Raw genomic sequence first — 11716 nt, 5'->3', positions numbered from 1 at the left:
TCAATCATATCCCGTTCATATTGTAATAGTGTATGTCAGAACTCACGATAAGGAGTGAACATAATGAGCTGCAATTGTAATGAAGATCATCATCACCATGATTGTAATTTCAACTGTGTATCAAATGTCGTTCGTTTTATACATGAACTACAAGAATGTGCAACCACAACCTGCGGATCTGGTTGCGAAGTTCCATTTTTAGGAGCACATAACACTGCATCAGTAGCGAATACACGTCCTTTTATTTTATACACAAAAGCTGGAACACCTTTTGAAGCATTTGCACCATCTTCAAGCCTTACTAGCTGCCAATCTCCAATTTTCCGTGTAGAGAGTATAGATGATGATGACTGTGCTGTATTGCGTGTATTAACTGTAGTTTTAGGTGATGGTACCTCTGTACCACCTGGTGACGATCCAATCTGTACATTTTTAGCTGTACCAAATGCAAGATTAGTATCAACCTCCTCTTGTATTACTGTTGATTTAAGTTGCTTCTGCGCTATTCAATGCTTACGCGATGTTTCTATATAAAACTGAATACTAATTTAAGCATGGATTGGGTGGCAGATGATTCTGCCACCCAATCCATGCTTAAAAGGTATTATTATGTATTTTTTATAAAATTGGGAACTTGTCTAGAACATAGAACCTGTCCTTTTCATTAACTAAAAGTAGAAACAGATAAAGGAGTGAAAAACATGTTCTCTTCTGATTGCGAATTTAATAACATTGATTGTGAGGCGAAACCAGCTAGTACACTACCTGCCTTCGGTTTTGCTTTCAACGCTTCTGCACCTCAGTTCGCTTCATTATTCACACCATTACTATTACCTAGCGTAAGTCCAAACCCAAATATTACTGTTCCTGTAATAAATAATACAGTAAGTGTCGGAGACGGTATTCGAATTCAAGTAGCTGGTATTTATCAAATCAGTTATACATTAACGATCAGTCTTGATAACGTTCCTACTGCACCAGAAGCTGGTCGTTTCTTCTTATCATTAGGTACACCAGCTAACATTATTCCTGGATCAGGTACAGCGGTTCGCTCTAACGTTATTGGTACTGGTGAAGTAGACGTATCCAGTGGTGTTATTCTTATTAACTTAAACCCTGGTGACTTAATTCAAATTGTACCAGTTGAACTGCTTGGAACTGTAGACATTCGTGCTGCAGCATTAACAGTTGCACAAATTAGCTAGTAAAAAGCGGTATTTCTTAATTGAAATACCGCTTTTTATTTTTACAATAAAAAACACTCACAGTAACATGAGTGTTTCATTCTTCATATTGTTTTATTTTATTTTTCTTTTTCCCACAGTTGCATCCCTTTTTTTTCACAAACCCTTGTTGCTGTAACTGTTCTTGATATGCCTGTTGGTGTGCTTGTTGCTGTTGCTGTATGTTATACCACTGCTGTAGATCATATGAATTTTGCCTTGGATTATTGCTCACAGCAAACATCTCCTCTACTGTCAATTCTGTCTATTTACTATATGAACAACTCCTTATTTCCGTTCCCGCATCCTCTTAAACTCCGCTTTTTCTAACATCATGAAGATTTATCACGATTGGTGCGGGCTAATAACAAGCGGGCAATGCCCCCACTGATTAAAGTTTCACTTTATTATTCTCCCATAAAATATCCTGTAATTGTTTCAATGATCGCTGCTGCACCTGCAATGGCTAATAATGCTAGTACAGGCTCTGCAACAATAGGAATCCATTTATATAAAACTAATAAAAAAGCACTAACCCACACACCTGTACACCAATAGCAGCTTAATAATTCTCCAATCCACTTTCTTAATCCTTTCCCTTTCACCTTTGTAAAAGTCGATACACTTCCATCAGGCTCTGTAATCTCTAACTCATCAATAAACGGTCTTCGCAAAAAAGCTGTAATTTTATCATAAACAATAAGACGAGTTAACCTAAATGCAGCTAGCGCAAAAATAAAAAATAAAAGCCAGCTTGTAAATAACATAATTCCACCTTCCCTATCCTCTTTAGCCTATTTAAAAAAAAAGGTCTTAAGATTGTGACCAAATCTCCCCCACTCCAATATCTTATTAATGTAAATACAAACAAGAAGATAAGGAGTGACATTAATGAGTTGTAACGAAAATAAACACCATAGCTCTTCTCACTGCGTAGTTGACGTCGTAAAATTCATCAATGAATTACAAGATTGCTCTAGTTCAACATGTGGTTCTGGTTGTGAAATTCCATTTTTAGGAGCACACAATACTGCAGCAGTAGCAAATACACGCCCTTTTATTTTATACACAAAAGCTGGAACGCCATTTGAAGCATTTGCACCATCTGCAAGCCTTACTAGCTGCCAATCTCCAATTTTCCGTGTAGAAAGCGTAGATGACGATAGCTGTGCTGTCCTACGTGTGTTAACTGTAGTATTAGGTGATGGGTCTCCTGTACCACCTGGCGACGATCCAATTTGTACGTTTTTAGCTGTACCAAATGCAAGATTAATCTCGACATCTACTTGCATTACTGTTGATTTAAGCTGCTTCTGTGCTATTCAGTGCTTACGCGACGTTTCTATAGTTAAGTAAACTAAAAAACTATTGGGGTGGTAGAAGCTTTCTACCACCTTTACATATTTAAAAACCGGCCATATCAATCGTTTTGATGTCTTCTATAGATAACCGAACATCTCTCATACTATTTGGTGGCATAATGGATACAATGCCATTACGATAAGATATAATCGATCCTATATATGAGACGGTAGTCGTTCTTATCCTACATCTTACTTTCGGAATGTAATGAGGACGATTTAATAAAAAATGAATTTTTTCTTCATTATTCATATCCTTAAAGGATTTATTGTAAGGGACCGTTCTCACTTGCTCTTCCTCTACTTTTTCTTCCACCTCCACTTGAGGCTCCTCTCGTGGTTCTTGTTTCTCTTGTTCTACCACTTCTTCCACAGCACTACTTACAATACTTACAATACTTTCATTTCTATTACTTTGCTCTTTTTGATCCTCATCTTCAAAATTCGTTAAAATAATTCTTTTTATTTTCGGTGCAGCGAGTTCTAAATTTACTTGTGCAATATATAACAACGGTTTTCCAACTGTTGAACTTTTATTTTTATTCTTCACACTCGTCCCTCCCACTTCCATACGTAGCTGGATAAATCGTGTACTATTATAGTTATATTCATAACGTGGCTAGAACTTTCGTTAAAAATCGTTCTTTCTGGGAACAATTAAAAAGGACAGTCTCAACGTTTAGAGACTGTCCTTTTTAAACTTTAATTCCTATTATATTTATCCTAAAATATGATATCCTGAATCAACATGAATGTTTTCACCTGTTACTCCGCGTGCTAAATCACTGAATAAGAATACTGCTGTATCTCCAACTTCTTCTGGAGTCGTCGCACGACGAAGTGGTGCGCGTTCCTCAATTTCTTTTAAGATTGAGTTAAAGTCGCCTACACCTTTCGCAGATAACGTACGAATTGGTCCTGCAGAAATAGCGTTAACGCGAATGCCATGTTGTCCTAAATCGTTCGCTAAATATTTCACGCTAGCTTCTAACGAAGCTTTCGCAACACCCATAACGTTATAGTTTTTCACAACGCGCTCGCCGCCAAGGTATGTTAAAGTTAAAATATTTCCGCCTTCTGTCATCACTTTCTTCGCTTCTCTTGCTACAGCTGTTAAAGAGAATGCACTAATATTTTGTGCAAGTAAAAATCCATCGCGAGAAGTATCTACAAATTCGCCTTTTAAATCATCACGATTTGCAAAAGCAATACAGTGTGCAACACCGTGAATTGTACCAACTTCTTGCTTAATAGTTTCAAAGCAAGCTGTAAGTTCTTCATCATTCGTTACATCACAAGGTAATACAAGTGATTCTTGTCCTTCTAATGTTTCCGCTAGTTCACGAACATTTCTTTCTAAACGCTCTCCTGCATATGTGAATATTAATTTTGCACCTGCATTATGCAAAGAGCGAGCAATTCCCCATGCAATACTTCTTTGGTTCGCAACGCCCATAACAACAAATGTTTTCCCTTGTAATAGTTCCATGATATATCCTCCCAGAAATACTTATACTTGTTATTAGTACCTGATACTATAATTATAGTACCATAAAACCTCTTAAAGGCAAACAAAAAAGTCACTAACATAAATTTGTTAATGACTTTTTGTTTCTATAAAAAACCTTTCTAATCCTTCTTCCCAAGTAGGCATTTGTAAAAAACCATTTAATTGTAGCATTTTATGCTGAAAGATCGAATATTTCGGTCTCACTGCCGCCGATCCAAATTCCTCAGTCGACACAGGTAACACATTCACTCTTATTTTTGTATGCGAAAATATTTTTTGAGCAAATTCAAACCAAGAACATGAACCGCGATTTGATACGTGATACGTACCGTATAAGGATGTATGAATGAGCTTATTAATCACAGTAATTAAATCCGCCACGTACGTAGGAGAACCAACTTGATCAGCTACAACAGATATGTTTTCTCTCTCTTTTCCTAATCGTAGCATCGTTTTCACAAAATTATTTCCATACTTACCATACAACCACGATGTACGAACTATAAAATATTTATTATGTAACTCTTTTACGAACTGCTCTCCTGCAAATTTAGAAGCTCCATATATATTTATCGGTGCTGGATTATGAAATTCATGATAGCCATCCGGTTTGTCACCTGGAAATACATAATCAGTACTGACATACACTAACTTAGCCCCTACTAATTGTGAAGCAACCGCTACATTTCGAGCTCCAATCGCATTTATTAAGTAAGCAAGATCCTGTTCTTTCTCAGCACCATCTACCTTCGTATACGCTGCACAATGAACAATTGTATGTGGCTTTATTTCTTGTACCACTTGCTTAATTCGGGATATATTTGTTACATCTAATAACTTTTTATCAAATGGATATATGTCATATTCCTCAGAATTCAACTCTTCTTGTAGTTGCTTCCCTAGCTGACCGTTCGCTCCCGTTATGATAATCCGTTCTTTCATCTACATGCCCCTTACTTTTCTTTTAGTGGTTTCCACCAGTCCACATTGTTTTTATACCATTCCACCGTTTCTTTTAATCCTTGTTCGAACGTATACTTCGGTTCCCATTCAAACTCATTCTTCATTTTTTGTGCATCAATCGCATAACGACGGTCGTGACCTAAACGGTCTGTTACAAATTCAATATCTTTTTTCGTTTTCCCTAAAATTTTTATAATTTGTTCCACAACATCTATATTTGTTTTTTCGTTATTTCCGCCGATATTATACACCTCTCCTACACATCCCTTATGCAAAACGGTGTCAATTGCACTACAATGATCCGTTACATGCAGCCAATCCCTTACATTCAATCCATCACCATATAATGGTAGTTTCTTTCCTTCAAGCGCATTCGTAACCATTAACGGAATTAATTTCTCAGGATATTGGTACGGTCCGTAGTTATTAGAACAACGCGTTATAATAACCGGTAATTGATACGTTTCATAATAAGATAAGGCTATCATGTCGCTACTCGCTTTACTTGAAGAATATGGACTATTAGGAGCTAGCGGGGTTTCCTCGGTAAACTTTCCTGTTTTCCCTAAAGAACCGTATACTTCATCTGTTGATACTTGCACGAGTTTAATATGTGAATATTTTTTCACTAACTCCAACAGCGTGACTGTACCTATTACATTCGTATCATAAAAAGGAATTGGGTTTTCAATACTACGATCCACATGTGATTCAGCTGCGAAATTTACAATTACTTGCACGTCACGTTCCTTAACAACATGTTCCAGCAGCTCTCCATTTTGGATTTTCCCTTTTACAAATGAGTAGTTAGGATTTTCTTGAATAGACTTTACATTATTTAAATTCCCGCTATATGTTAATGCATCGTAATTAATGATTTTATATGTTTCATAGTTTTTTAACATATAGTGAATGAAATTACTTCCAATAAATCCAGCTCCACCTGTAACTAATATATTCATAAACAACTCTCCTACTTAAAAACTATCTTCATATTCCTGAAGTAATGGTAATATTCGATCCTTATCGGACAAGATAGGATTTGTTACCGGCCATGGAATTGATAATTCTTTATCTTCCCAAAGCAAACCGGAATCGTGATCAGCACTATAATACTCATCTACTTTATACATAACAATTGTATGAGGTACAAGTGTACAAAAACCATGAGCAAATCCTTTCGGCACTAATAATTGCCTATGATTATCCGCACTTAAAATATAACCTCTCCACTTTTTAAATGTAGGTGAATCTTTTCGCAAATCAACGATAACATCATATATTGCACCTTGCATAACTTGAATGAGTTTCGTTTGTGCTTTCGGATTTTTTTGAAAGTGTAGCCCTCGAATCGTCCCCGAATGCGCTGAATAAGATACGTTATCTTGCACAAATGAATGCGTAATCCCTAACGATTCTAGCATCTTCTTATTATAACTTTCAGTAAAAAAACCTCGCTCGTCTTCAAACAATCTCGGTTCTAACAATTTCGCATCGGTAAAATTTGTTTCTACAACTTTCATATTTTCACCTATTCTCCATTAAACTGTTTCCCAAAGTTTATATCCCGCGCTAACGTATTCGCTCTTTGAAGAGAAGCATGCGTTCCCGCATCAGTCCACCAGCCACTCATTTCATTATAAGTAAGTACTCCTCGTTTTAAATACCAATTATTTATATCTGTAATTTCAAGTTCCCCTCTTGCGGAAGGTTTTAATTCTTTTATATAAGAAAAGACTTTCGAATCATACAAATAAATTCCCGTAACAGCATAAGAACTTTTCGGCTCATTCGGCTTTTCTTCAATTCCAATTATTTTTCGGCCTTGAATATGCGCTACACCAAATCGCTCGGGATCTTCTACAGATTGAAGCAGCACTTTAGCCCCTTCTTTTTGACTTGTAAACTCTTCAACATACGGGCAAATATCATCTGAAAAGATATTATCTCCTAATATAACTACCATCCGATCATTTCCTACGAAATCTTCACAAAGTCCTAGTGCCTGCGCAATCCCACCCGCCTTATCTTGCACACGATACGTAAAGGATACACCAAACTCTTGACCACTTCCTAGAAAGCTCACAACATCTCCCATATGCTCTTTACCGGTAATAATCATAATATCTGTAATTTCACATCGCTTCAGCTTATATACCGCATGATAAATCATCGGATACCGCCCAACGGGAAGTAAATGTTTATTCGTTACTTTCGTTATTGGATATAATCTCGATCCTGTCCCGCCTGCTAAAATAATCCCTTTCATCCTTCATCTCTCCCTTATGATGGAGATAGCACCTCTTTATAATGTTCCACAAAAATTCCCCGGTATTTCTCATATGTATCCGCATCAAACTCATCTCCGTTGTAATGAATACACCATAGATTTGCTTGATTAGGGATACCAATTAAATATCCAGCCTTTTGAAATTCTAAAGACTGTGACACATCATAGAAATGGAATCCTTGAAACAAATCCTCTCGCCACGGAATATCATACTGCGTTGCCATGAGTAAACCATCGATTGCTTGCACTGACATAAAAGATTGATTTCCATAAAACCCCTGATCCAAATTTAATAATTGATAATTCTGTCTTCTGTACTCAATCACTTTCCCTACTAAATTTTTTCCTTCCCACCATATCCCGTTACTCGGTAAAAACTGAGCACCAGCTACTCCAATTAAACCAAGCTTTTCATTTTCTTTAAAAAGCGAAATGAGGGTACAAAACATATCACGATTAATAAGGTAAGTATCTTGATGTATATATACTTTATATTTCGCCGGATATGAAAGTGCTCGATTGTACGCACTTGCCATACTTTTCGCATCTCGTATCGGAAAAATTTGCACTACATAGCCAGGGGGAACAACAATGTTTCTTATTTGCCTTTCGCATTGCTCGAAAAGCTCTTCATTATTTACACAAACAACGACTAATATTGTATGATCTTTCATTTTGTAGCCCTCTATTCTTCCTTATTCACATCTGACATATAGTTCTCTACAAATACTTTTCTATACTTTTCATAGTTCGTCATATTTACATCAAAATGATAATGAATACACCAAGCATCACGCTGCACAGGGACACCGACTGTATACCCAGCTTTTTTAAATTCAAAAGATTGGGATACATCATAAAAATCAAACCCATCAAATAAGTCCTCTCGCCACGGAATATCATATTGTGTCGCCATCAATAAACCGTCAATACATTCCACAGGAATAAACGTTTTCGATTCATGAAATGGTTGCTCTAAACTTGCCATATAAAACAAATCGTTCATATAACCAATGACTTTCCCGACAATCCCACGCCCTTCGTTCCATACACCATTTGGAGGAACATATTGGGATCCAACCATCCCAATCATCCCAAGATGTTCATGATCCTCAAATAATTGAATTAATCCGTATAGAAAGGCTCCATTTATAATAAAGACATCTTGGTGTAAATACACTTTATACTTCGCTGGATGTGAAATGGCTTGATTGTATCCGCTCGTCATACTTTTTGCATTTCGAATCGGCATAAATTGTATAGTATACCCAGGAGGTACTGCCAATTTCAATATATGTCGCGCACATTGTGCATACAATTTCCGATCATTTATACATGTAACAAATAGTATTGTTTTTTCTGCAGCACTCATAATTGTGATTTTTCTGCTTCAATAATATATTGAAATACAACTGTCTCAGCCATGAAGCCACTTCCAAGACGATACTTTTTACAAATTCCATATAACTCTTCAATAAGTGGCTCATATATTTTATGATCAACATATACACGATCTACTTTACTAATAGAATATCCTGCTTTTAAAAACATTCTTAGCATTTCATTAAAAGTAAAGAAACGAATATGCGTTTTATCTAATAAGCCATATTCTGTATACGTCCAATTTCCAGCGAGTAAGGGAGCTAATACTGAAATGTGCGCAACGTTTGGTATGCTAGCTAAAATCACACCATTTTCTTTTATATATGGCTTTACTTTCTTTATGACAGCCCACGGATCAAATAAATGCTCTAATACATCCCCGAATATGACACAATCAAATTGTTCCTTCTCATAAGGAAGATCCATTGTTTCTATATCACCTAAAATAACATGATCTAATTTTTCTTTCGCTTTTTCGGCAGCCTCTGGGAACGCCTCAATTCCTGATACACGTGCTCCATTTTCTTTTATAGCCGCCCCTAATGCACCGCTCGAGCAACCAATATCAAGAACTTCTTGCCATTCCATTTTTATATGCTTGAATAAATTAGGATTTATCGCATTATAATAATGTTCAGATTTTTCTTCGTATAAAGAACTTTTCTCCCGATTCATTTCACACACTCCTTATGCAAATTGAATTTGAAATAGAAACAAAAGATATTCTACAAAGGATGCCATCTCTATTGGTTGCATTACCGATACTCTAATATATAGCCATTCTACTATCATTAGAATAGCGACAAGTCATTTCCTAAAAATAGAACAAATTACATTTTATATTGTTTATCATAGACGCCTCTAAAATATTTACGGTTATATTCAATCGCAGCATTATTCGGAACATAAGAAGCTGCCAATTCATTATAATAATAAGCTTTATCTTGATCTCCTAATCTGCTATAACAAATACACATTTGTAAATATGGAATCCACGTATAACTAGCCGGACTGTGAAAAGGACTATCCTCTGCTAGCGGCACTTCAGTTGCTAGCTTAAACCAAAATATCGCTTCATTATACTTTTGTTGTTCCATATATATATATCCTATTCTTGTACAATTCTCTCCTCTAGGAATACCATAACGAAACGACTTCGTACAAGTTTCAACTGCCTTCTCCCAGTCTCCTAACTTCGCATAACAATCTCCTAACTTACCACATGCATAAATTTTCTCTTCATGCCATCCTTCCTCTTGATTAAGAAATGTTTCATACAGAAGAACCGCATCGTCGTATTTTTGATTATCCATAGATTCATTACCGTAATAAAATAAATCTCTCGGGCTTAATTCTTCTCCAGCTGCTACAGCATTTTGAAAAATTTTCAAATTACGATTCGTTATTTCTTTTTCTTTCTTATGTGTAATGGCGACATTACTATTGTAAATCTCACCAGAAACAGCTAAATACTCATGCACCTTTCCAAACCATTGAAATTGTTTTTCACGCTTTACAAGTCGATATCTTCTTGTGCAATATAAAGGTTTCCCATTAGAATCCATTACAAGATAATAAGGCATAGAAACAGCGTCAACTTTACCATTTAACTCTCGTTTTAATGTTTTCAGTGATTCTTGAGCTTCCTCTAATAACACATCATCAGCATCTAACCATAATATATATTCTTGCGTTGCTTTTGAAAACGCAAAATTTCTAGCTGCCGCAAAATCATCAACCCACGGAAAATCGTGTATGTTAGAAGTATATTTTGCTACAATTTCCTTCGTTCGATCAGTGGATCCTGTATCAACTACAATAATTTCATCAACAATTTTTTCTACCGCGTCCAAACATCGATCTATTGTATTTTCCTCATCGCGAACAATCATACATAGACTAATTGTAATTCCTTGCTTGTTCAACATAATCACCCTCTTCCAACTCAATCATATGTTATACATACAATAAACTTTCCATTTTTTTAACTTGTTCAAGCTATTTAAGATTTCTTTTTAATAATTCAAATGTCCGTGTCATTTTCTTACGATTTTGCATCTACTATATAATGAAAGCTTTATGGAGGTGAATTTATGTCAAATAATAATTATTCAGATGGCTTAAATCCTGATGAATTCTTATCAGCTAGTGCATTTGATCCTAATCTTGTAGGTCCAACTTTACCACCAATACCACCGTTTACACTTCCAACCGGGCCAACTGGGCCAACTGGGCCTACTGGGCCTACTGGACCGACTGGACCTACCGTACCTACTGGGCCTACTGGACCTACTGGGCCTACTGGACCTACTGGACCTACTGGGCCTACTGGAGACACTGGCGCAACTGGACCTACTGGGCCTACTGGAGACACTGGCGCAACTGGACCTACTGGGCCTACTGGAGACACTGGTGCAACTGGACCGACTGGACCGACTGGGCCTACTGGGCCATCTGGATTAGGACTTCCAGCAGGATTGTATGCATTTAACTCTGCTACAATTAGCGTAGCTCTTGGAGTTAATGAGCCAGTACCATTTAATACTGTTGGATCTCAGTTTGGTACAGCAATTTCTCAATTAGATGCCGATACTTTCATCATAAGTGAAACTGGATTCTACAAAATTACTGTTATCGCATATACTGCATTAGTAAGTGTATTAGGTAGCCTTGCAATTCAAGTGAACGGCGTTAATATACCTGGCGCTGGAACAAGTTTAATCTCACTTGGAGCGCCTCTCGTTATCCAGGCAATTACACAAATTACAATAACGCCATCAATGGTTGAAGCTGTTGTTACAGGACTTGGATTATCTCTAGCTCTTGGTACAAGTGCATCCATTATTATTGAAAAAATCGCTTAATTTTTTTACTTAGCAGTAAAACTGATATCAGTTTTACTGCTTTTTCAATTATGAATTCAATCATGAAACCTTCACTACCTACATAATCATATTGTTGTATGACATTTCGCAGGAGGCATCTA

Annotated in this window: 16 protein-coding genes; 4 read left to right on the top strand and 12 right to left on the bottom strand. The window is 36.5% G+C overall.

The annotated features are described in order from the left end of the window. The first annotated feature begins 63 nt into the window (after positions 1–63). Both cotY and exsF read left to right on the top strand, forming a co-directional pair. Positions 64–534, top strand: coding sequence for a spore coat protein CotY (gene cotY / locus ABH957_RS14115; RefSeq protein ID WP_404511474.1), 471 nt, complete (start codon positions 64–66; stop codon positions 532–534). A gap of 167 nt (positions 535–701) precedes the next feature. Beyond that, complete coding sequence (exsF, locus tag ABH957_RS14110) at positions 702–1205, top strand: exosporium protein ExsF (RefSeq protein WP_002011391.1); 504 nt, start codon at positions 702–704, stop codon at positions 1203–1205. Between the two features lie 76 nt (positions 1206–1281). On the opposite strand, the gene ABH957_RS14105 is transcribed toward exsF, so the two are convergent. Beyond that, entirely contained in the window at positions 1282–1467 is a 186-nt protein-coding gene (locus tag ABH957_RS14105) for a hypothetical protein (protein WP_002064286.1), read from the bottom strand. Positions 1468–1630: 163 nt separating this feature from the next. Further along, entirely contained in the window at positions 1631–1990 is a 360-nt protein-coding gene (locus tag ABH957_RS14100) for a DUF1360 domain-containing protein (protein WP_000899658.1), read from the bottom strand. A 124-nt stretch (positions 1991–2114) separates the two neighbouring features. Between ABH957_RS14100 and exsY the strand changes: the two genes are divergently transcribed. Beyond that, positions 2115–2579, top strand: coding sequence for an exosporium assembly protein ExsY (gene exsY, locus ABH957_RS14095; RefSeq protein ID WP_002135000.1), 465 nt, complete (start codon positions 2115–2117; stop codon positions 2577–2579). A 48-nt stretch (positions 2580–2627) separates the two neighbouring features. Here the strand turns inward: exsY and ABH957_RS14090 are convergent, their stop codons facing one another. From ABH957_RS14090 to ABH957_RS14045, 10 genes are all read right to left on the bottom strand, one after another. Next, complete coding sequence (locus ABH957_RS14090; protein ID WP_181777941.1) at positions 2628–3155, bottom strand: CotO family spore coat protein; 528 nt, start codon at positions 3153–3155, stop codon at positions 2628–2630. A 147-nt stretch (positions 3156–3302) separates the two neighbouring features. Then, positions 3303–4073 carry an enoyl-ACP reductase FabI gene (gene fabI / locus ABH957_RS14085; protein WP_002011384.1) on the bottom strand — a complete coding sequence of 257 codons (771 nt, stop codon included), beginning with the start codon at positions 4071–4073 and terminating at the stop codon, positions 3303–3305. A 108-nt stretch (positions 4074–4181) separates the two neighbouring features. Next, the gene (gene rfbD, locus ABH957_RS14080) at positions 4182–5036 is read right to left on the bottom strand and encodes a dTDP-4-dehydrorhamnose reductase (protein ID WP_012260557.1); all 855 of its coding nucleotides are present in this window, start codon (positions 5034–5036) and stop codon (positions 4182–4184) included. A gap of 11 nt (positions 5037–5047) precedes the next feature. Beyond that, complete coding sequence (gene rfbB / locus ABH957_RS14075) at positions 5048–6019, bottom strand: dTDP-glucose 4,6-dehydratase (protein WP_201066422.1); 972 nt, start codon at positions 6017–6019, stop codon at positions 5048–5050. Between the two features lie 15 nt (positions 6020–6034). Beyond that, positions 6035–6580, bottom strand: a complete 546-nt coding sequence (rfbC, locus tag ABH957_RS14070) for a dTDP-4-dehydrorhamnose 3,5-epimerase (RefSeq protein WP_269480913.1) — start codon at positions 6578–6580, stop codon at positions 6035–6037. Between the two features lie 8 nt (positions 6581–6588). Next, the gene (locus tag ABH957_RS14065) at positions 6589–7326 is read right to left on the bottom strand and encodes a sugar phosphate nucleotidyltransferase (RefSeq protein ID WP_002030415.1); all 738 of its coding nucleotides are present in this window, start codon (positions 7324–7326) and stop codon (positions 6589–6591) included. Between the two features lie 14 nt (positions 7327–7340). After that, positions 7341–8021, bottom strand: a complete 681-nt coding sequence (locus tag ABH957_RS14060; RefSeq protein WP_002030417.1) for a glycosyltransferase family protein — start codon at positions 8019–8021, stop codon at positions 7341–7343. Between the two features lie 11 nt (positions 8022–8032). Then, a complete protein-coding gene (locus ABH957_RS14055) occupies positions 8033–8719 on the bottom strand; it encodes a glycosyltransferase family protein (RefSeq protein WP_088292256.1) in 687 nt (228 codons plus the stop codon). After that, entirely contained in the window at positions 8716–9405 is a 690-nt protein-coding gene (locus ABH957_RS14050; RefSeq protein ID WP_269480911.1) for a class I SAM-dependent methyltransferase, read from the bottom strand. Before ABH957_RS14050 ends, ABH957_RS14055 begins: the two co-directional genes overlap by 4 nt. A 155-nt stretch (positions 9406–9560) precedes the next feature. Next, positions 9561–10658, bottom strand: a complete 1098-nt coding sequence (locus ABH957_RS14045; RefSeq protein ID WP_269480910.1) for a tetratricopeptide repeat-containing glycosyltransferase family 2 protein — start codon at positions 10656–10658, stop codon at positions 9561–9563. Between the two features lie 165 nt (positions 10659–10823). Here ABH957_RS14045 and ABH957_RS14040 point away from each other — a divergent pair, with 165 nt between their 5' ends. Then, complete coding sequence (locus ABH957_RS14040) at positions 10824–11594, top strand: BclA C-terminal domain-containing protein (protein ID WP_404511471.1); 771 nt, start codon at positions 10824–10826, stop codon at positions 11592–11594. Positions 11595–11716: the final 122 nt, after the last annotated feature.

This window comes from Bacillus sp. RC242 (assembly GCF_044908245.1).
Taxonomy (GTDB): Bacteria; Bacillota; Bacilli; order Bacillales; family Bacillaceae_G; genus Bacillus_A; species Bacillus_A mycoides.
Note: the sequence above shows the minus strand (reverse complement) of the source record. Positions and strands in the feature narration are given on the sequence as shown.

Coding starts and splice junctions, on each gene's coding strand:
- cotY (WP_404511474.1), top strand. CDS start 64: ATGAGCTGCAATTGTAATGAAGATCATCATCACCATGATTGTAATTTC.
- exsF (WP_002011391.1), top strand. CDS start 702: ATGTTCTCTTCTGATTGCGAATTTAATAACATTGATTGTGAGGCGAAA.
- ABH957_RS14105 (WP_002064286.1), bottom strand. CDS start 1,467: ATGTTTGCTGTGAGCAATAATCCAAGGCAAAATTCATATGATCTACAG.
- ABH957_RS14100 (WP_000899658.1), bottom strand. CDS start 1,990: ATGTTATTTACAAGCTGGCTTTTATTTTTTATTTTTGCGCTAGCTGCA.
- exsY (WP_002135000.1), top strand. CDS start 2,115: ATGAGTTGTAACGAAAATAAACACCATAGCTCTTCTCACTGCGTAGTT.
- ABH957_RS14090 (WP_181777941.1), bottom strand. CDS start 3,155: ATGGAAGTGGGAGGGACGAGTGTGAAGAATAAAAATAAAAGTTCAACA.
- fabI (WP_002011384.1), bottom strand. CDS start 4,073: ATGGAACTATTACAAGGGAAAACATTTGTTGTTATGGGCGTTGCGAAC.
- rfbD (WP_012260557.1), bottom strand. CDS start 5,036: ATGAAAGAACGGATTATCATAACGGGAGCGAACGGTCAGCTAGGGAAG.
- rfbB (WP_201066422.1), bottom strand. CDS start 6,019: ATGAATATATTAGTTACAGGTGGAGCTGGATTTATTGGAAGTAATTTC.
- rfbC (WP_269480913.1), bottom strand. CDS start 6,580: ATGAAAGTTGTAGAAACAAATTTTACCGATGCGAAATTGTTAGAACCG.
- ABH957_RS14065 (WP_002030415.1), bottom strand. CDS start 7,326: ATGAAAGGGATTATTTTAGCAGGCGGGACAGGATCGAGATTATATCCA.
- ABH957_RS14060 (WP_002030417.1), bottom strand. CDS start 8,021: ATGAAAGATCATACAATATTAGTCGTTGTTTGTGTAAATAATGAAGAG.
- ABH957_RS14055 (WP_088292256.1), bottom strand. CDS start 8,719: ATGAGTGCTGCAGAAAAAACAATACTATTTGTTACATGTATAAATGAT.
- ABH957_RS14050 (WP_269480911.1), bottom strand. CDS start 9,405: ATGAATCGGGAGAAAAGTTCTTTATACGAAGAAAAATCTGAACATTAT.
- ABH957_RS14045 (WP_269480910.1), bottom strand. CDS start 10,658: ATGTTGAACAAGCAAGGAATTACAATTAGTCTATGTATGATTGTTCGC.
- ABH957_RS14040 (WP_404511471.1), top strand. CDS start 10,824: ATGTCAAATAATAATTATTCAGATGGCTTAAATCCTGATGAATTCTTA.